This window comes from Streptococcus ilei (assembly GCF_000479335.1).
GTDB classification, from domain to species: Bacteria; Bacillota; Bacilli; order Lactobacillales; family Streptococcaceae; genus Streptococcus; species Streptococcus ilei.
This window is the reverse complement of the sequence record NC_022584.1, coordinates 1,398,059-1,419,467: the sequence shown is the minus strand read 5'-3', so window position 1 is coordinate 1,419,467 and position 21,409 is coordinate 1,398,059. Positions and strand designations below refer to the sequence as shown.

Annotated in this window: 7 protein-coding genes and 2 pseudogenes; 8 read left to right on the top strand and 1 reads right to left on the bottom strand. The window is 44.1% G+C overall.

Features of this window, described 5'->3' with window-relative positions; genetic code table 11:
• The first annotated feature begins 11 nt into the window (after positions 1–11).
• The 7 genes and pseudogenes from N596_RS06560 to N596_RS10450 form a co-directional block, all read left to right on the top strand.
• Positions 12–1,067, top strand: coding sequence for a glycosyltransferase (locus N596_RS06560; RefSeq protein ID WP_023027367.1), 1,056 nt, complete (start codon positions 12–14; stop codon positions 1,065–1,067).
• 114 nt (positions 1,068–1,181) lie between these two features.
• Positions 1,182–3,923 (top strand): GBS Bsp-like repeat-containing protein, encoded by a 2,742-nt coding sequence (locus N596_RS06555; RefSeq protein ID WP_042361288.1) that lies wholly within the window; start codon positions 1,182–1,184, stop codon positions 3,921–3,923.
• A gap of 217 nt (positions 3,924–4,140) precedes the next feature.
• On the top strand, positions 4,141–7,488 hold the full coding sequence (locus N596_RS06550) for a GBS Bsp-like repeat-containing protein (protein ID WP_042361441.1): 3,348 nt from the start codon (positions 4,141–4,143) through the stop codon (positions 7,486–7,488).
• 424 nt (positions 7,489–7,912) lie between these two features.
• A complete protein-coding gene (locus N596_RS06545; RefSeq protein ID WP_023027364.1) occupies positions 7,913–13,249 on the top strand; it encodes a Cna B-type domain-containing protein in 5,337 nt (1,778 codons plus the stop codon).
• Positions 13,250–13,432: 183 nt separating this feature from the next.
• Positions 13,433–14,368 carry a metal ABC transporter solute-binding protein, Zn/Mn family gene (locus tag N596_RS06540; protein WP_023027363.1) on the top strand — a complete coding sequence of 312 codons (936 nt, stop codon included), beginning with the start codon at positions 13,433–13,435 and terminating at the stop codon, positions 14,366–14,368.
• 11 nt (positions 14,369–14,379) lie between these two features.
• A pseudogene (locus tag N596_RS10455) lies at positions 14,380–15,582 on the top strand (pneumococcal-type histidine triad protein); the annotation flags it as partial.
• Positions 15,583–15,660: 78 nt separating this feature from the next.
• Positions 15,661–17,412 (top strand): annotated as a pseudogene (locus N596_RS10450) (pneumococcal-type histidine triad protein); the annotation flags it as partial.
• Between the two features lie 293 nt (positions 17,413–17,705).
• Here N596_RS10450 and N596_RS06530 read toward each other — a convergent pair.
• Positions 17,706–18,629, bottom strand: coding sequence for an RluA family pseudouridine synthase (locus N596_RS06530; RefSeq protein WP_042361286.1), 924 nt, complete (start codon positions 18,627–18,629; stop codon positions 17,706–17,708).
• 183 nt (positions 18,630–18,812) lie between these two features.
• Between N596_RS06530 and pbp2a the strand changes: the two genes are divergently transcribed.
• Positions 18,813–21,044 (top strand): penicillin-binding protein PBP2A, encoded by a 2,232-nt coding sequence (gene pbp2a, locus N596_RS06525; protein WP_023024657.1) that lies wholly within the window; start codon positions 18,813–18,815, stop codon positions 21,042–21,044.
• Positions 21,045–21,409 lie beyond the last annotated feature (365 nt).

Sequence of the window (21,409 nt, the reverse complement as noted above, 5' to 3'; positions counted from 1 at the left end):
AATAGTGATTCATGAAGTATTTTCTAAAAGAAGAGTTTTTAAAAGATTCTGGTGCTCGAAACGCCGGAAATAAGGCTAGAAATGATGTCGAGGAGATCGTCAAACGAGAAGGTTATCAACCTTTGTTGTTAACAGTTGATGATTGGTACCAAATGGGAACCCTTAAAGCCCAACAACACAAGGCGAAAGCTCTAGCTCAAGCTTTTTCTCAGTTGAAATCAGGGGATCAATTATTGATTCAATTTCCTATGCTTCATCATAGTTTTTTCACCACTCGCTTGGTAAGAAAAATCCAGCGGAGAGGGGTGAAAGTCAACTTTATTATTCATGATTTGGAAGCTTTACGCTATGCGAATTTGGATACAGTACCTTTGAAGCATAAGATTCGGGTTCATCTTCAAGAATCAAGTTTGTTGAAGATAGCTGATGGAATCATCGCCCACAATCCAATCATGAAATCTGTTTTAGTGGATAAAGGAATTGCGGGAAATAAGATTGTTAGCCTAGGTATTTTCGACTATTTGATTCCAAACTTCCAAGAGAAGACAGGGCTAACGAAGAATCTGCCAATCATTGTAGCAGGGAATTTAGCCCAGGAAAAAGCTGGTTATCTTTACTCACTTCCCGAAGAACCTGCTTATAACCTTTATGGTGTTGGCTTCGATGAGAGCAGAGCTCTTGCGAATGAGACTTACTTTGGGTCCTTCCTGCCGGATGAGCTACCAGCAGCTCTTGAGGGTGGTTTTGGTCTTGTCTGGGATGGGGATAGCGCTGAGACCTGTAGTGGTGTCTTTGGTGAGTATCTTCGCTATAACAACTCGCACAAGGCTTCGCTTTATTTAGCAGCAGGTTTTCCTCTAGTGGTTTGGAAACAATCTGCTCTCTCACATTTTGTCTTAGAGAATAGTTGTGGAATTGCAGTGGAATCGTTACATGATCTCTCTCAAGCGATTGCACAGTTAGACGATAAGGACTACCAAGACTTGCTTGTCAATGCAAAAAGGATTGGCCAAAAGATTCGTAATGGAAGTTATTTAACAAATGCCTTGAATAAAATTGTAAAATAGAAGCCTAAAAAGGCTTCTTTTTATATTCTGTAGAAAAAACACCTAGAAACCTTTTCGAATCCCTCTCGGTGTGCTAAAATAGGAACAGTATAAAATATGATTAAAGGAATGAAAATGAGAAAAAAGGATTTCATTTATTTTACCAGTGCAGCTGTATTGCTAGCTGCCTCAGTTCAAGTTGCCCATGCCGATGAAGTGGGAGTGAAAGAATCGGCAGTTACTGAAAGTGAAGCAGTAACGACACCAGCTAGCTCAGCGCCAGTTGTCGAGGAAAAGCAAGAAGTAGGGACTCATCAATATGTGGCGCCAGCTCCAGTAACAGAGCTTCCAGTCACTAGCTCAGAAGTTACGAAGTCAGACGACCCACAGGTAGAAACAAAGCCTATTACAGCAGGGGAATCTGTCCCATCTTCTGAGTCAGCTGCGAAACCTGTAACGGGGACCACTACTTTCTATAGTGCCGGTTCCAAGGCTCCATCTGGCCGTACAGTTAGTAGCCCTGTTTCGGCAGATTTGACCATCTCTAATCCAGATGTTAATGGGAACTTTACGATTACAGCTAAGAACCTCAAAGGCCTTGAGGGCTACAAGGAAGTGAAGATTCCTTTCTGGTCGCATGCCAATGGAATGAAGGATATCGTTTGGTATAGCCCAAGTCGTCAAACAGATGGTTCTTATACGGTTACAGCTAACGCCAATGATCATGAAAATGCCAGCGGGAAGTACGAAGCGCAAGTCTTCTATGTAGACCAGCAAGGTCGCAATACCTTTGTGAAGAAGGCCTTTGTCGATCGTGCAAAGCCAAGCGCTGACTTATCAATCTCTAATCCGGATTCTAATGGGAACTTTACGATCACAGCCAAGAACCTCAAAGGCTTTGAGGGTTACAAGGAAGTGAAGATTCCTTTCTGGTCGCATGCCAATGGAATGAAGGATATCGTTTGGTATAGCCCAAGTCGTCAAACAGATGGTTCTTATACGGTTACAGCTAACGCCAATGATCATGAAAATGCCAGCGGGAAGTACGAAGCGCAAGTCTTCTATGTAGACCAGCAAGGTCGCAATACCTTTGTGAAGAAGGCCTTTGTCGATCGTGCAAAGCCAAGCGCTGACTTATCAATCTCTAATCCGGATTCTAATGGGAACTTTACGATCACAGCCAAGAACCTCAAGGGCTTTGAGGGCTACAAGGAAGTGAAGATTCCCTTCTGGTCACAAGCGAATGGCATGAAGGACATCGTTTGGTATAGCCCAAGTCGTCAAGCAGATGGTTCTTATACAGTTACAGCTAATGTCAGTGATCATGAAAATGCCAGTGGGAAGTACGAAGCTCAGCTCTTCTATGTAGACCAGCAAGGTCGCAATACCTTTGTGAAGAAAGCCTTTGTCGATCGTGCAAAGCCAAGTGCAGATATCACTATCTCAAAAAACGAGGTAGAAGGTACCTTTACAATCACAGCCAAGAACCTCAAGGGCTTTGAGGGCTACAAGGAAGTGAAGATTCCTTTCTGGTCACAAGCGAATGGGATGAAGGACATTGTTTGGTATAGCCCAAGCCGTCAAGCGGATGGCTCTTATACGGTTACAGCTAAGGCCAGTGATCATGAAAATGCGAATGGTCAGTATGAGGCTCAGCTCTTTTATGTAGACCATAAAGGTCAGAATACCTTTGTGAAGAAAACCTTCGTCCAGTATGAAGGGAAAACAAGTCCGACTGGTACGATCACAATCCAAAACAATAACAAGGATACGGGAACTTTTGACGTCATTATTAAAGATGTCTACAGCCCTAAAGGCGTACGGACCATTCAAGTTCCGACCTGGTCTGATAAGGACGGCCAAGATGATATCCGTTGGTACGAAGCGACTCGTCAAGCAAACGGAGACTACAAGGTTTCTGTCAAGGCTAGCGATCACAAGAACTCTACTGGCAAATACCATGTTCATCTTTATTACATTCAAAATGATGGCTCGCGTGTAGGGGCTGGGACAACAACCACAGAAGTGGAATTTAGAAATCTGACGACCAAGACCCAAACAGGAATCAAAAATGTTAATTCTGGTGCGGGAACCTTTACGGTAACAGTAGACCAAGCACCTCAGGGACGTCGGATCAAGAATATCCGTGTTGCTGCTTGGTCTCAAGCTCATCAAGAAAATCTCTACTGGTATACTACAGCACCTTCTGGTACGCATACAGAAGTGCAAGTCTCTGCAGCGAATCACCAATACCAGAAAGGGAACTACACCACTCACGTCTATGTGGACTATGTGGATGGTGGCGTTGAAGGTTTTGACTTGGGTCAAACGGCTCTTTCACCTCGTGAGACAGTTGATCAAGCAGCATACACTCCTCGTGTTACGAATGGACAACGAGATCGGGTTCTTCGAGCAGCTGCAAATTTAGTAGGTGTTCGAAGTGGAAGTGCAGCCCATCATCAATTGGTCAAGGATTACAATAGCATAAATCCCCTACCAGTTGGATACGCTGTGAAAAATTCTGATGATTGGTGCGATGTGTTTGTAACAACAGTTTTCCAACGCGAAGGTCTTAGTCATCTCATTGGTCGTGAGTGTGGGGTAGAGCGCCACATCCAAATCTTTAAGCGTCTCGGTATTTGGAATGAGGATGGAGCTTCTACACCAAAAGCGGGTGATATTATTACCTTTAACTGGGACCAATACTCTCAACCGAATGATGGATTTGCGGATCATATTGGGATTGTAGAACGCGTCGAAAATGGATTGATTCATACAATCGAAGGAAATTCCGGTGTTGTTGGTACTGTAAAACGCAATGTTTACCGTATTGGACACGGCAATATCCGCGGATTTGCGACACCACGTTATAAATAACAAATTTTAATTTGTAGAAACTCCTGAAAAGATCGATAATAGCTCTTTTCAAGAGTTTTTCTTTTTAAAGATATTAATACTTCACTTATGCTGAAAACTTACCAATCTTCTAATGGGATTTTTTTTAAGAAGAGAGGAGTTATCCTTTAGATTACTTTCGTATTGCTATTCTATATGGTACAATAGGGGAGTATAAAATATGATTAAGGGAATGAAAATGAGAAAAAAGGATTTCATTTATTTTGCCAGTGCAGCTGTATTGCTAGCTGCCTCAGCTCAAGTTGCCCATGCCGATGAGGTGGGAGTGAAAGAGTCGGCAGTCACTGAAAGTGAAGCAGTAACGACACAAGCTAGTTCAGCACCAGTTGTCGAGGAAAAGCAAGAAGTAGGGACTCATCAATATGTGGCGCCAGCTCCAGTAACAGAGCTTCCAGTCGCTAGCTCAGAAGTTACGAAGGCAGACGAGCCAAAGGTAGAAACACAGCCTATTTCATCAGGACAATCTGCCCCATCCTCTGAGTCAACTGCGAAACCAGTAACGGGGACCACTACTTTCTATAGTGCTGGTTCCAAGGCTCCATCTGGCCGTACAGTTAGTAGCCCTGTTTCGGCAGATTTGACCATCTCTAATCCAGATGTTAATGGGAACTTTACGATTACAGCTAAGAACCTCAAAGGCCTTGAGGGCTACAAGGAAGTGAAGATTCCTTTCTGGTCGCATGCCAATGGAATGAAGGATATCGTTTGGTATAGCCCAAGTCGTCAAACAGATGGTTCTTATACGGTTACAGCTAATGTCAATGATCATGAAAATGCCAGCGGGAAGTACGAATCACAGGTCTTCTATGTGGACTATCAAGGTCGCAACACCTTTGTGAAGAAGGCCTTTGTCGATCGTGCAAAGCCAAGCGCTGACTTATCAATCTCTAATCCGGATTCTAATGGGAACTTTACGATCACAGCCAAGAACCTCAAAGGCTTTGAGGGTTACAAGGAAGTGAAGATTCCTTTCTGGTCGCATGCCAATGGAATGAAGGACATCGTTTGGTATAGCCCAAGTCGTCAAACAGATGGTTCTTATACGGTTACAGCTAATGTCAATGATCATGAAAATGCCAGCGGGAAGTACGAATCACAGGTCTTCTATGTGGACTATCAAGGTCGCAACACCTTTGTGAAGAAGGCCTTTGTCGATCGTGCAAAGCCAAGCGCTGACTTATCAATCTCTAATCCGGATTCTAATGGGAACTTTACGATCACAGCCAAGAACCTCAAAGGCTTTGAGGGTTACAAGGAAGTGAAGATTCCTTTCTGGTCGCATGCCAATGGAATGAAGGACATCGTTTGGTATAGCCCAAGTCGTCAAACAGATGGTTCTTATACGGTTACAGCTAATGTCAATGATCATGAAAATGCCAGCGGGAAGTACGAATCACAGGTCTTCTATGTGGACTATCAAGGTCGCAACACCTTTGTGAAGAAGGCCTTTGTCGATCGTGCAAAGCCAAGCGCTGACTTATCAATCTCTAATCCGGATTCTAATGGGAACTTTACGATCACAGCCAAGAACCTCAAAGGCTTTGAGGGTTACAAGGAAGTGAAGATTCCTTTCTGGTCGCATGCCAATGGAATGAAGGACATCGTTTGGTATAGCCCAAGTCGTCAAACAGATGGTTCTTATACGGTTACAGCTAATGTCAATGATCATGAAAATGCCAGCGGGAAGTACGAATCACAGGTCTTCTATGTGGACTATCAAGGTCGCAACACCTTTGTGAAGAAGGCCTTTGTCGATCGTGCAAAGCCAAGTGCTGACTTATCAATCTCTAATCCGGATTCTAATGGGAACTTTACGATCACAGCCAAGAACCTCAAGGGCTTTGAGGGCTACAAGGAAGTGAAGATTCCCTTCTGGTCACAAGCGAATGGCATGAAGGACATCGTTTGGTATAGCCCAAGTCGTCAAGCAGATGGTTCTTATACAGTTACAGCTAATGTCAGTGATCATGAAAATGCCAGTGGGAAGTACGAAGCTCAGCTCTTCTATGTAGACCAGCAAGGTCGCAATACCTTTGTGAAGAAAGCCTTTGTCGATCGTGCAAAGCCAAGTGCAGATATCACTATCTCAAAAAACGAGGTAGAAGGTACCTTTACAATCACAGCCAAGAACCTCAAGGGCTTTGAGGGCTACAAGGAAGTGAAGATTCCTTTCTGGTCACAAGCGAATGGGATGAAGGACATTGTTTGGTATAGCCCAAGCCGTCAATCGGATGGCTCTTATACGGTTACAGCCAAGGCCAGTGATCATGAAAATGCGAATGGTCAGTATGAGGCTCAGCTCTTTTATGTAGACCATAAAGGTCAGAATACCTTTGTGAAGAAAACCTTCGTCCAGTATGAAGGAAAAACAAGTCCGACTGGTACGATTGTAATCCAAAACAATAACAAAGAGACCGGAACTTTTGATGTCATCATTAAAGATGTCTACAGCCCTAAAGGCGTACGGACCATTCAAGTTCCGACCTGGTCTGATAAGGACGGCCAAGATGATATCCGTTGGTACGAAGCGATTCGTCAATCAGATGGGACCTACAAGGTCAGCGTGAAGGCTTCTAACCATAAGAACTCGACAGGGACCTACCATGTTCATTTGTACTATATCCAGGGGGATGATAGTCGTGTTGGTATTGGAGCGACAACAGTACAAGTTGAAAACCGCAAGGCCAATACAAAAACACAGGCTCTTATAAAGAATGTCAATTCTGAAAAAGGAACATATACGGTCACGGTATACCAAGCTCCTCAAGGTCGACAAATTAAGCAAATCCGAGTTGCGGTTTGGTCCCAGCCTCATCAGGAAAACCTTCGTTGGTATTCAACGAAACCAAGTGGTGTGGAAACCAATGTCGACATTCTTGCCTTTAATCATGGGAATGTATCGGGGGACTATACTACACATGTTTATGTAGATTATACAGATGACAGTGTTGAAGGTTTTAATCTTGGAAAAACAAAACTATCCCCTCGTAATCCAAAAGTTGGTTCTCAAACTGCTTATTATTCTCAACGCGATCCTCGTTGGGGAGGGAAATGGTATGGTGTCAGCAACATGGACCAATCGGGCTGTGTTCCAACTTCCTTGGCTATGACTTTTACGGATATTCTCGGACGACAAGTGTTACCAACTACAGTAGCGGATTATCTGTATTACAATACCAATTCTTTTAATAAAATTGCTGTAGCCGGAACAGATGCCGATGGACTTGTTGCTGCTACGAATCATTGGGGCTTAAAGAGCCAAATGCTTACAGGGAAAGATGCAATTGCTGCAACCTTAGTATCCGGAAAACACGTTCTTGCTGCAGTTGAGGAAAGTATCTTTATCAATGCTCCTTATACGCATGAAATCGTCTTGCAAGGCTATGATAACGGGAAAACCTATGTAAGAGATCCATTTAATCCTGCCAACAACGGCTGGCACTCTATTGATTATATCTTCTCAGTAAAAAGTACCGATCCAATCGATGCTAAATTAGGTTCACCATTTTTCAGCATTTTTGCCTAAGGACTTTTCTATAATAGAAAGTCAACCAGCTCCGAAAGAGGGCTGGTTTTTTTGCATCCCTTTGATGACAGGAGAAGGCATTAGACAGGGAGCTTGTGTCAAAAAAAACTTATAAATACCCTAAGGATATCCATGCAAGGTCTTTAGGGGCGTTTTGGAAGGGTATAAAAAAGCTATGGAAACAAGTGATGGAGGCATAAAATAGATCCAAAAAAATAGCTTGCAATCATATTTTTTGGGGGACTTAACCTAAATTGGTTGATTGATGCAGAAATCGAGAAAAATTTTTAAAATAAGAACATTGAGGCGTTTATTTGTTCATTTAGCGACATTTTTTATAAAATCGTTGGCTTATTTGACTCATATATGATAAAAATGTAATGAGGAACTTTTTGGGTTCAAAATGATAAAAGGAGATGAAAGAATGAAAAAGAGACCGTCCTTATGGAAAACCTTTTTGAAAAAAGGGTTTGCCCTCTTCACCATTTTGATGATGCTGGGTCAATTGGGTCAAGGTGCTGTAACAGTCTTGGCGCAAGAGCTAGCAGTCGGAGATAACGGTGCCTTAGATGTTAGCCTCTTGTATGGAGATAAGCAAGAGCATCCAGGCGGCATGGCCTATACCACGTCTGACACCATGTCTGGCTATATTCAGATTACCCCTAAAAATCTGACAACAGATCTCGATGATGTGGTTGTGAACCTAGTGCTCCCAGGGAAATACTTGTCGGAAGTCAGTGTTCCAGGTTTCACTAGTAGTTCACAACATGACGAACCAACAGTGACCAAGGTAGGAGATGATTACCATGTTAGTCTACATTTTACCAACTACCAAAAATCTGAGGTCTTGACCCTGCCATTTATCGCCAAGTTTAAGTTAGGATTCCCTCCTACCAACTACTCGATGGATATCATAGGGACACTCAATATCAATGGTGCTGAGACTGCTATAAATAGTATCACTTGGAAACCTCAATACAAGGATTATACCTTGACCAAGTTTGTCAATCAGAACTATGATGCGACCATGTCCAGAGACTATGCGGAAGCATCTCCAGGGATTGTAACTGGAGCAGATGGCAAAAAGTACATCGAAAAAGCTACTTCAGTTCCGTTTGCTTTCTTGTTAGATGGGATGCGTGGACAGTACAATGGTAGCTATCGTCAGTTGGAATCTGCAACAATCACAGATAAGCTGCCAACCTATACGGACAAAGATGGAAAAACTCGTACAGCGGTTCTAGATACAGAAAAATCAGAAGGTTGGGTCGATAATGGAGATGGTACGGTTTCAAAAACTTTTGTTGCCGATGCCAATGCCAATCCTCAAAACTATCATTCAGATTTGATGCAAAAAATTCAAGACAAGAGTTTCTTGTACTTGAAATTCCCTGATTTGGTCATGGAAAAAGACCAAACCTTAGAAGATGTCTTAGTGAAAGATTTGACCAATACGGCGTCTGTCGTGGGGATTCCTGCGGAACGTGGTGATGGAGAGCCGGATGTAACGGCTGAAGATTCTCTCATCTTCCGACTCACTTCACGTGACTTGGAAGGTAAAGGAGCCTTTGCTAAGCAAGCAGATGGAAATGTCTACGATTCGACAGACTACAAGGCGGCTAACTACAAGTGGCTCTTGAAATACAATAATACCACACCATTTGCTCAAAAGAATCTTGTCTTTTATGATGAGCAAGTAGACTCGCGCTTGAAGTTTACCAAAATTGAATATGGTCGTATGTTGATTGGAATCTATGGAAATGGACCTCTGATCAATCAATACGTGAAACGCATCATCCTAACCATGGAAGATGGCTCAACTAAAGAAATCCAACCAGAGGCAGACAAGGATGGATTTGGAAACATTGATTTGACCAAATATGGAACGGTTGTCGGCTGGAGACTGGAGATGAAAGATGACTTCGCGCTTCCATCTGGTCAAGGGATTTATATTTCTACCTATACAGCCTTCAAGGATCCAGAAAAGACCCATATCGATCAAAATGATGAGTCCAAGAATGCCTATGAAAATACTGGACGGATCACCTATAAAACCCAGTCAGGGGCAGACAGAGACCAATCTGCTAAATGGCAGTTCAAACTTCTTCCATTGACAGAAAATGTTGAACTGACTAAGAATACAGATTATAACAATGTCCAATTCACAGATGGAAAAACCATTCGTTTTGCCCTATCTGCTAATAATGTTCGCTTAGATCCAGGTAAGGATTACAAGGACTTGCGTGTTATTGATCTCTTTGATCCAAATACCTTGGATATTGACTTCAAATACCTAGATCAATACTTTGATAAGAATAACACTCGTTTTTATGCCCCTTGGTACAAATCCTATGAGGTCATTGAAAACTACCACAATTCTGGACGTTCTGCCTTGATTATCCATTTGGATCAAAAGGAATTTATCAAACGCTCCCTAGAGACTGGTGGCAAGGCTAATTTACCATTCATCTATACTAAATTAAAAGGGAAGGCTGATGGCGGAACCTTTACCAACCATATCTATCTGGCAGGAGAAGGCCTCTGGGATCTAGAAACTGCTAACCCGAATACAGTTGCAGTAGATAGCTATGATTTAAACAACAATGGTTCGACAACGGATAAGATTCCTCATGCGGAATCCAACTATACTATTGTCGCAGCTGAAGGGGTTTATTCTCGTAAGTTCATCGCCAAGAACGATGACTTGTCTGATGCTTCAACAGTAACTCGAACCTTTAAACCAGGGGAAACCTTTAATTACAAGTTGACCATTAAGAACAACACAGACAGGCCAGTTGAAAATACGGTGATTTATGACGTCCTCCCTAAAGTTGGAGATGTCAATACACTTGATGCTTCAGCCCGTAAGACAGAATACACAGTTAGTCTTCGCGGTCCGATCACTGCACCGGAAGGGTGGACAGCATACTACACAACGGACACCACAGTTACAGCTAGTACCATGGCACAAGCGGCAGATAGAGATATTTGGACAGCAGATGTCACAGATTATAGTAAAGTAACAGGAATTAAGGTCGTTGCCAATGAAGGAACCACGATTGGTGCTCGAAGCCAAGTAGATATTGCTGTACCTGTTGTTAATCCAAGTGAATTGACAGACCAAGTCAAGCAATTGATGCTAGAACGTACAGAAGATAACAAGGACAATGGTGGCCGTTCAGGTGTTGTACAAGCCCATAACCAATTCGGTTATAGAGCCAAAGGACATGAAGGAAACCGCGAATCCAACACCGTAACTTCTCAAATCTTTGCAGCAAGCTTCCATGTGAAGAAGGTTGATAAAGACGATACTAGCAAAGGATTAGCAGGTGCTGAGTTCACCTTGTCAGATGCTACTGGTGCTGTTCTTGCGACTCAAGTTTCTGATAAGGATGGCGATCTTGCCTTCACCACCCTAACAGAAGGAACTTACACGCTTAAAGAGACTAAAGCTCCAGACAACTACAAGTTGGATGAGACAGAACATGCAGTCCTTGTGACCTACGATGCGGATCAACAGCTCTACCATGTGACGATTGATGGCGAAGCGACTGGTTCAAAAGCTTCACCAAAAGTGATTGCAAATGAGAAAGATATTCATTATATCGATCTGGAAGCTTCAAAAGTTTGGGATGACCAAGACAATGTAGAAGGTCTTCGCCCAGAATCCATTGAGTTCCAATTGTACAAAAATGGAAAAGCAGAAGGGAAACCAGTAGCCCTTTCAGCAGGAAATGACTGGAAAGTAACCTTTAACAATCTTCCAGATAAAGATAAAGACGGCAAGGTGATTACCTATACCGTTAAAGAAGTAAAAGTTCCAACTCATTACACAACTGATAGTCAAGAAGCACAGTTTGTCGATGGGAAAGCAACGATTACCAACAAGCGTACTCCTGAAACTACAGAAGTAACCGTGAAAAAGGTTTGGGATGACGCTCAAAATCAAGACGGTCTCCGTCCGTCAACCATCACGGTGCATCTCCTAGCAAACGGAGAGGAAGTGCAAACAGCCACTCTATCTGGTGAGGGAGATACATGGAGCCATAGCTTCACAGATTTACCAGTCTACAAGAATGGTCAAAAACTAGTCTATACGGTAACAGAAGATACAGTTGCTAACTACTCAACAGTTATCGAAGGTTCGACGATTACCAACAGCTACAAACCAGGTAAAACAAGTGTAACAGTAACCAAGAAGTGGGTTGATGCAGAAAACCAAGATGGCCTTCGTCCGAAGAGCATCAAGGTTCAACTCTATGCTAATGACCAAAAATCAGGTAAAGAGGTAGAACTTTCTGCAGATAACGACTGGACCTATACCTTCTCTGACTTGGATGAGAAAAAAGCTGGTCAAGCTGTTCAGTATACAGTGAAAGAGATTGAAGTACCGAAAGGATATACTCAAACAGTAGAAGCGACCAATCCAGGTCAGGTAGTGATTAGTAATACGCACACTCCTTCTAAGACGAAAGTTCAAGTAACCAAGAAATGGGAAGATGCCAATAACCAAGATGGCCTTCGCCCAGCAACGATTACGGTCAAACTTTATAAAGATGGAGTTGCTACAGACCAGACCCTGGAATTATCAGAAGCTAACCAGTGGCAAGGATCTTTTGAAAATCTTGATGAAAAAGCAGCCGGTAAGGCCATTCACTACACTGTAAAAGAAGAGAATGTCCCAGAAGGCTATACCCTTTCAATTGATGACAAGGATCCAGCACATCCTATCTTGACCAATAAGCATGAGCCGACTGTCACTCAGGTTAAGGTAACCAAGAAATGGGAAGATGCTAATAACCAAGATGGCCTTCGTCCAAAAGAAATTCAAGTTCAATTGTATGCAGGTGATCAAGAGGTGGGCGAGAAAGTTGTCTTGTCTACTGACAATAAGTGGACTCATACCTTTACTAAACTTCCAGAAAAAGCAAATGGAGAGATCATTCACTATTCTGTTAAGGAAGTAGTAGTTCCTAAAGGCTACACCGTAACAGAAGAGAGCCAGGAGAAGGGTGATCTTGTCTTGACCAATACACATACCCCAAGTACGGTGGATATTCCAGTCATGAAGATCTGGGCTGACAATGACAACCAAGATGGCCTTCGTCCGGCTAAGATTACTGTGAATCTTTATGCCAACGGTGAAAAGGTGGCCCACAAAGATATCACAAGCGAGACAGATTGGAGAGAAACCTTTACTGGACTTCCTGAATTTAAGGATGGTAAGAAAATTGTCTACACTCTTCAAGAAGAACGAGTTGAGAATTATTCACCAAGTATTGACCAAGAAAGCTATACCATTACCAATACGCACACTCCAGGTAAGACGAGCCTCTCTGTAACTAAACAGTGGGATGACCAAGAGGATAAAGACGGCCTTCGTCCGAAGAGTGTGAAAGTGCAACTGTATGCGGATGGTAAGAAGTCTGGTGAAGTCATTGAGTTGTCAGCTGAGAACAAGTGGACTCATACCTTTGCGAACTTAGACAAACATGTCAAGGGCAAAGCTGTCACCTATACGGTGGAAGAAGTCGATGTTCCAACAGGTTACCAAGTGACGAAAACAGATGACGGTCAAGGTAATGTTGTTCTGACCAATAAACATGAACCAACAAAACCAGTTACACCAGAGCCTAAGAAACCAGGTAAGAAGATTGGTTTCTTGCCAAGCACTGGTACAACCATCTCCTTGATTAGCTTGGTATTAGCCTTTGTGGTAGCAAGCAGTGCAGCTTATCTCCTTAAAAAGAAGAAAAAATAAGCGCATTTCTTGATTAACAATTGTTTAATCAATCGCGAGAATAGAAGAGGCCCCTTAGGGGGCCTCTTTTTTCTGTGTGGTCAAAAATACAAAAAATTCTTGACAAACTAAAAAATTAGCGTTATTATTAACTAGTTAATTAACCGCTTAATAAACCGATTAAGAAAAAGAAAGGGATTATACATGTTTGGGAGGAAACTAAGGGCCTTAGGAATAGGATTCATCTGCCTCTTGTTGTTGGTGGCTTGTGGAAGCCAGAGAAGTTCGGGAGCTGATTCAACGAAAAAGGGGCTCAAAATTGTGACGAGTTTTTATCCTGTCTATTCCCTAGTTAAGGAGATTTCAGGCGATCGAAACGAGGTCTGGATGGTTCAGTCAGGCGCTGGGATTCATGATTACGAACCTTCGGCCAAGGAGACAGCCCAGATCTATGACGCGGATGTCTTTATCTACCATTCTCAAACACTCGAATCTTGGGCTGGACGTCTAGATCCTAGCTTGCAAGACTCGAAATTGCGGGTTATCGAAGCCAGCAAAGGAATGGAATTGGATAAGGTTGCTGGATTAGAGGATATTGAGGATACGGCAGGCAAGGATGCAAAAAACTTGTATGACCCTCATACTTGGATGGATCCACTGAAAATTGCTGAAGAAGGAAAGATCATCGCCCAAGAGTTGGGAGACATTGATCCAGAGAACAGAAGTTATTATGAGGCCAATGCTCAAAAACTTGAAAAACGCTGTGAGGCTTTGGTGGCCAAATACCAGCCACTCTTTGAAAAAGCGACACAAAAGACCTTCGTGACCCAGCATACAGCCTTCTCTTATCTAGCCAAGCGCTTTGGCCTGAAACAATTAGGAATCGCAGGGATCTCGCCTGAGCAGGAACCAACAGCCCGTCAATTGGCTGAGATTCAACAATTTGTCAAGGATTATCAAGTTCAGACGATCTTTGTTGAGAAGCATACCTCATCCAAGGTGGCCGATAGCATTGCCAAGGCGACAGGGGCAAAAGTGAAGGTGTTAGATCCTCTCGAAGCGGATCCGGAAAATAATAAAGATCTCTTAGAGAACTTAGAAGAAAATATGGCTAGTCTAGCGAAAGAATTACAGGAGTGAGTAAAAAAGAAATGAAGAAAAAAGCAACAATTGGATTAGTAGCAACCTTAGGCTTGGGTTTATGCGCCTATGCCTTAAGTCAGCAAGCACCAGTCAAGGAAGAAAAAAAGAATCAGAATCAGGTGAAGTATTTACAAGGAGACAAGAAAAAGTCAGCTAGTAGCTCAAACAAGCAGGAAGAAAGCATTGAAACCGTCAACTCGAAGGAAAAGATCCAGGCAGAGCAGATTGTGGTCAAAATTACGGATGAGGGCTTTGTGACTTCCCATGGAGATCATTTCCATTACTACAATGGCAAAGTCCCTTATGATGCGATTTTTAGTGAGGAGCTGATTTTACGTGATCCTAGTTACCAACTGCAACAATCGGATATTGTCACACAGGTGCGAGATGGCTATATTATCAAGAAGGATGGGACCTACTACCTCTACCTAACCAATCCGCAACATACGCTAAATGTCCGTTCGGTGGAGGAAATAGCCCAACAGAAAAAAGGAGAGCTGGTCTCAGGTTCGAAAGATAGCGTCCCAAAAGCTGGACAAACTCGTGACTTCAGCCAGCCGAGTCAGGCTCTACGAGAAGGGAAAACGGTGGCTAGTCTGACAGCAGGAGTCAAGCCTGGCCAAGGTGGTTATCGGACAGATGACGGCTATGTCTTCCATCCTGGGGATGTGATTTCTGATACAGGAGATGGTTTTATTGTTCCGCATGGTGGACACTACCACTATATTCCGAAAAGTGCCTTATCAGCTGGAGAATTATATGCAGCCTTAGCGGTTCTAAATGGAGGAAGAAAAAATGAAGTAAATCCCATTGCTCCAGCTTCTAGCCAGCTAGCTTCATCGGTTAATCCGAATCAGCCAATCGCAGACGCGGTCACTCCAACGATTACAGCATCTGTGCCTCATCCAACAGTGACGAATAAAGGGAAAACCTTGCCGAGCCTTTTGGAAGAATTGAAAAATACTCCGCTTTCATCGCGCCATGTTGAGTCGGATGGTTCGGTCTTTGATCCAAGTAAGATTACCAAATGGACAGATCAAGGGGTAGTGTATCCTCACGGGGATCATTTCCATTTCATTCCTTATAGTCGCCTTTCGCCTCTAGAGCGGGAGTTGGCACGACAGTTCCAACTATCCCGTACACAAGGTGGAAGTATCACAAAAGAAGAGAGTCCAACTCAACCTTCAAGTCCAGAGACAAAACCAGTCGATCAGAATCCTCATCACAAGCATGATCATGAAGACCATGAAGCCGATCATGATCATCATCATGAAAATGAACAGGCCCATGAGCACGATCATGGTTTCCATGCAGATCATGTCATCAGCAAGGATGACGAGGGCTATATGGTCGCTCACGGAGACCATGCGCATTACTTCTACAAAAAGGATCTCTCTCCTCAAGAGATCGCAGCGGCAGAGGCAGTGTTAGCTGGTAAGAAGGAAGAAGACAAGGGTCAACCACTGACAGATGATGTAGCGACCTATTCGCGAGATGCTTCGGATGAAGAAAAAATTCAGTACATTAGCCAGACTTACGGCGTCCCTCGGGAAGCTATCAAGATTTCCAATGGTTTCTTTGTATTTAACAATCCAGACCAAGAATACGATCCAACCCATATCCACCCTTATGCAGTACGGAAGGAACATGTTCGGATTCCGCTTGAAACAGGAAATCCCGAGCTAGACTTTATCAACGAGCTTTATGCAACAGCACTTCGCTCCGGTATTTCGCCATATACGATGCAAATCGAGAACGGCCAGTTTGTCATTCCGCATGGAGACCATAACCACTACATCAAGGTACGCTCAGCAGGATTGGCGGACTACTTGGCTCACCGTCTACCGACCATCCAAGCAACTTACCAGAAAGGTGACTTGGACCAGAAAGCTGTAGAGGACAAGGTCAACCAACTCCTAGCAGAAAGTCGGACTTTGTACGCATCAGACCCTCTGCAACAACGACGGATTGAGTTGAACTTGGGTCAATTCTTAGAAACAGTTAAAAACTTCCCAAGCAATTCGACAGCAGGATACTTGGCGAGTCTTGACCAAGTTGATAAAGAATATATCCATGCGACCCAGGAAGTGAAGCCGAAAGAAGAAACAGCCTTGGATCGTCGCTATCAGGAATTGTTGGAACAGGTTCGCTTGCTTGATACCGAAGCCTTCCAACTCAAGAAAGAAAGCCTTGTTTCTCAATTGCAGGAAGCCTATACAGCTAAAGATAGCCAAGGCTTGGATCAGCAAGGAAGATTGTTGCAAGCTATTCAGGAGATGCAAGATCGGACTGGTGTGACTTCGGTGGATTACCTCAAGTATTTCTACCAAAGTTTAAGCGATGCGCGTTTGACACCTGAATTGCGTGCGACAGCATCAGACCTTGCTTTGAAGCTTTACCGAGCTCAGGCCTTTGAAGAAGCTTGGGACTCAAAAGCCCATTTCATGGAACTCTACCAAGCTAAGCAAGCGATTGACCAGCTACTGTCCCAGGATAATGCTCCAACCTATCCAATCGAAAAAACAGTTCTGGATCAAAAGGGAGGAGATGCTCCGTCCTATAACCTAGCTGTTTACGACTTCCTCAAAGGGGTCTATGGTGACTTGGATGAAAAGACAGAGTCCCGTCAACGCTCTAGTATCTTGACAACCCTTTTGGAACAAATCAACTCTCTTTTGCCACAAGTAGAAGAAAGCAAGCGTCCTGCTTTTGAAGAACGTTTAGAACAGGTACGCCAAGAGCCCGATGCTGACAAGGCCTTGACTGCAGGAAAAACTCTTTTGCGTGAAGTTGGTGAAACGATTGAACAACAAAAGCAAAAGAAAACAGAGGAACCTCAACTTGGAGACGTGGCCCTCTATCAAGAGATTTATAACCAGTTGATCGCTCTCCACCAACAATTGGCCGAAAAAGGAGCCAGTGATGCCCAGTTTGAACGCTTAGAAGCTCTCTTTGATCAACTAGCTGATCCAAAGAGTGACAAGAAAGCCTTGCTACAAGCGATCCAAGCTCTTCGAGAGGATTTGCTAGCGGCTCCATCGACAGCAGTGGCGGAAGCAGACAAAGCAACTCCAGCCCCTCAAAGTCCTACCACAAGCGATCCTAGCCAAAATAAGGAAGAGGCTTCAGATCCTGTTCAGACCCCATCACCAGAGTCAGAAAAAACAGAAGCCAGTCCAGTCGCAAGTGAAGAAACGACGGAATAGGAACGATGCAGAAATAAAAGAGGCTGGGACAAAAGTCCTAGCCTCTTAACTGTCTTTGGATTGTCGAGCAAGACGCAGTGGTTGAGTGGGCTCTACTACGCTGATTTCATCAGCTTTTACAGCCCTACTCAACTGTGCGGAGGTGGGACGACGAAATCGAATTCTAACGAATTACCGATTTCTGTCCCACTCTCTTTTAAGCCTTTCTCAAAACTTGGAGAAGGGGCCTCAACTTGAATTTTCTCTAAGGTAAAGGGATGGGTAAGCCGCAAGCGGTGGGCATGGAGCATGAGACGAGGCGCTCTTTCTGGGTTATAGAGAGGGTCACCCACGATCGGATGGCCATGATGAGAGAGGTGGACTCGGATCTGGTGGGTGCGACCTGTCTGGAGCTGACAGTTGACTAAGCTGGTGCGCTTGAAAGTCTTTAAGCTAGTCACATGGGTTTCCGCATAGAGGCCCTTTCGAGGATCAACAATACGCTTGCGTCGATCATGGCGATCACGGCCTAATTTGTCCTTATAAACCAGTTGCTTTTTGGGTAAGGTACCTAAGATTAGAGCCCAATAGTCTCGTTGAATTTTCTTATCTTCTAGCAGCCGATTCAGGACGGGTAAGACAAAGGGATTCTTGGCAAAGACAAGAGCTCCACTGGTTTCCTTGTCCAAGCGATGAACGACATAACAGGTCTTCCCAACATAAGTGGAGACATGATTAAGAAGGGCGATTTCATCTGGTTGATTGGCGTGTGTTTTCATGCCTTCCGGCTTGTTTACGATGATGAGGTGCTCATCTTCATAGAGGGTTTCGACCAGGCTAGCATCCCCTGTCAAGAGATCCTTTTCTTCATAATCTTCCGGATCAAAGGTGAGGGTGAGTTGGTCACCAGCTTCAAGCATTGATTGCCAGTGGACGGTCTCCCCATTGACTTGGACATGTTTTTTGGTTCGCAAAAAATGACGAATCTTTCGTGGGATGAGAAAATAATCTTCAAGGGCCTCTTTGACCGTCATAGCGGGCAAGGCGCTTGGTATCGTTATAGTATACTGCATAGTGTTATTGTATCAGAAAGCAAAGGGAAAGAAAAGATGAGAAGGAGGAAAAGGAGAGGAGAAACAAGTTGCTAAAACCCGCTCTAGAGAGGACTTGATGGCAACCTTAAAGAAAACTAAAAGCATCCGTTTCTGCGAAGGTCTTTCTTGTCTAGACGTTAGGAAGGTGATAAAATAGGGACTATGAATAAATTAAAAGAATTAATGGAGGGAATGATTCGTCATTTCCAACGAGAGAAAAAACCAAGGAAGATTGCGGAAGAGGTTGAGTTATCAACGGACGGGGAGGAGCAAGCTCCAACCTATAGCCGGTCGGAGAATTCACGGAGAAAATCTCACTCCCAACATCCGATCAGACGCTTTTGGCGCAAGTATCACTTGACCAAGATCTTCTTATTGATTGGCCTGACCTTTAGTCTCGTCGTCGGAGGTTACCTTTTCTACATAGCCAAGACGACCAATGTAGCGGATCTGCAAAACGCCCTCAAGGCGACCACGATCATCTATGATAAAGATGGGAATCAAGCAGGTAGCCTAACGGGGCAAAAAGGGACCTATGTTGAGTTAGATGCGATTAGCGAAAACTTACAAAATGCGGTTGTTGCGACGGAAGACCGAAGTTTCTACAAAAATAGTGGGATTAACTACGGTCGTTTCTTCCTGGCGATTTTGACTGCCGGTCGCTCAGGTGGGGGATCGACGATCACCCAGCAGTTGGCCAAAAATGCCTATCTTTCTCAGGATCAGACGGTTGAGCGGAAGGCCAAGGAGTTCTTCCTGGCCCTCGAGATTAACAAAAAATATAGTAAGCAAGAAATCCTGACCATGTACCTCAACAATGCCTATTTTGGAAATGGGGTTTGGGGGATTGAAGACGCTTCTAAGAAATATTTTGGGGTCTCCGCTAGTGAGTTGACTTTGGATCAGTCGGCTGTCCTTGCCGGTATGCTCAAGGGGCCAGAAATTTATAATCCCCTTTATTCCGTCGAGAACGCCACCAATCGTCGCAATACGGTCCTACAAAATATGGTTGCGGCTGGTTATATTGACCAAGCCACAGCAGATCAATCCGCTGCAGTCGACATTCATGGACAGCTGGTGGATGCCTATGAAGGCAAGTCAGAAGATTATCGCTACCCGTCCTATTTCGATGCGGTTATCAACGAGGCTGTCAACGAATATGGTCTAACAGAAGAAGATATCATCAAGAATGGTTACCGGATCTACACAGAGATGGACCAGAATTACCAAGCCAGCATGCAGGTTATCTACGACAATGTAGATCTCTTCCCAGTTGCTGAAGATGGCACGCGGGCAGAATCTGGTAGCGTAGCTCTGGATCCTAAGACTGGAGGAGTGCGGGCGATTGTCGGACGCGTGGCCAGTGACCAAGATGCTGGCTTCAGAAGCTATAACTATGCGACTCAATCTGCGAGAAGTCCTGGTTCTACCATTAAGCCTCTCGTCGTTTATAGTCCAGCTGTTGCCAACGGCTGGTCGACCAACAAAGAATTGGACAATACGACCAGGGTCTACGGCAGTTATACAGTCGATAACTACGGTGGCATTCAAGGTAGCCCGACCGTTCCAATGTACCAAGCCTTGGCAGAATCTCTCAACCTTCCAGCTGTAGCGACAGCCAATGAGTTGGGGCTCAATACTGTCTTTGATTACGGGAAAAAATTTGGTCTCGATATGGACAAGGTGGACAGGTCCCTCGGAGTAGCCCTCGGATCTGGTGTGACGACCAATCCGCTTCAGATGGCTCAGGCCTATGGAACCTTTGCCAACGACGGAGTGATGAATGATGCTCATCTCATTACGAAGATTGAAAATGCTAGCGGTCAGGTCGTGAAAAGTCACAGTCAGAAATCGAAACGAGTGCTCAGCAGCTCAGCCAATAAGAAGATGACCAATATGATGTTGGGAACCTTTACCAACGGGACGGGTGTCAACGCAGCACCATATGGCTATACCATGGCTGGTAAAACAGGAACGACTGAAACGGACTTCAACCCTGATCTTTCCGGAGACCAGTGGGTCATTGGCTACACGCCAGACGTGGTCATTAGTCAGTGGCTAGGATTCCCTAAGACGGATGAAACCCACTATTTGACAGGAACCAGTGCAGAGACCGCATCAGTGATTTTCCGAAATGTCGCCAATAGCGTCCTGCCTTATACAGAAGGAACCGGCTTTGATAATGAGGAAAATTCTTACCAGGAAAATGGAATTGCTCCTGTCGGTCAAGAAACAGAAACGGAAAGTCCAGAAGAGGACAAGGGCTTCTTTGATACGGTCAAAGAACGCGCTGCAGGTATCGTAGACGATGCCAAAAAAGCAATCGATGAAGCAGATATTCCTGGAAAAGCGCAAAATGCCTGGGATACTTTCAAAGGTTGGTTTGGATTCTAAAAATAGACGCTTAAAAGAGGCTGGGACAAAAGTCCCAGCCTCTCAATTGTCTTTGGATTGTCGAGCAAGACGCAGTGGTTGAGTGCTCAAAGCACTGCTTTGAGGTGGTGGATAGAACTTGCGAAGCAAGTATCCTAAGTCTTTGTTCGCTTTTTAAGCTTCAAAGATGCCCTATGTTGACGGAAACTATGTTTCCTTTATCTGCAACCTTCAACAGTCTCCCAGACTGTTGAAGCTGTGCGGAGGTGGGACGACGAAATCGAATTCTTACGAATGACCGATTTCTGTCCCACTCTCACTCGGGAGTTTTGAGAGTAAAACAGTTTGGGAAACTGTTTTAGCCTGAGCCCGGAAATTAAAGAGCG

Coding starts and splice junctions, on each gene's coding strand:
- N596_RS06560 (WP_023027367.1), top strand. CDS start 12: ATGAAGTATTTTCTAAAAGAAGAGTTTTTAAAAGATTCTGGTGCTCGA.
- N596_RS06555 (WP_042361288.1), top strand. CDS start 1,182: ATGAGAAAAAAGGATTTCATTTATTTTACCAGTGCAGCTGTATTGCTA.
- N596_RS06550 (WP_042361441.1), top strand. CDS start 4,141: ATGAGAAAAAAGGATTTCATTTATTTTGCCAGTGCAGCTGTATTGCTA.
- N596_RS06545 (WP_023027364.1), top strand. CDS start 7,913: ATGAAAAAGAGACCGTCCTTATGGAAAACCTTTTTGAAAAAAGGGTTT.
- N596_RS06540 (WP_023027363.1), top strand. CDS start 13,433: ATGTTTGGGAGGAAACTAAGGGCCTTAGGAATAGGATTCATCTGCCTC.
- N596_RS06530 (WP_042361286.1), bottom strand. CDS start 18,629: ATGCAGTATACTATAACGATACCAAGCGCCTTGCCCGCTATGACGGTC.
- pbp2a (WP_023024657.1), top strand. CDS start 18,813: ATGAATAAATTAAAAGAATTAATGGAGGGAATGATTCGTCATTTCCAA.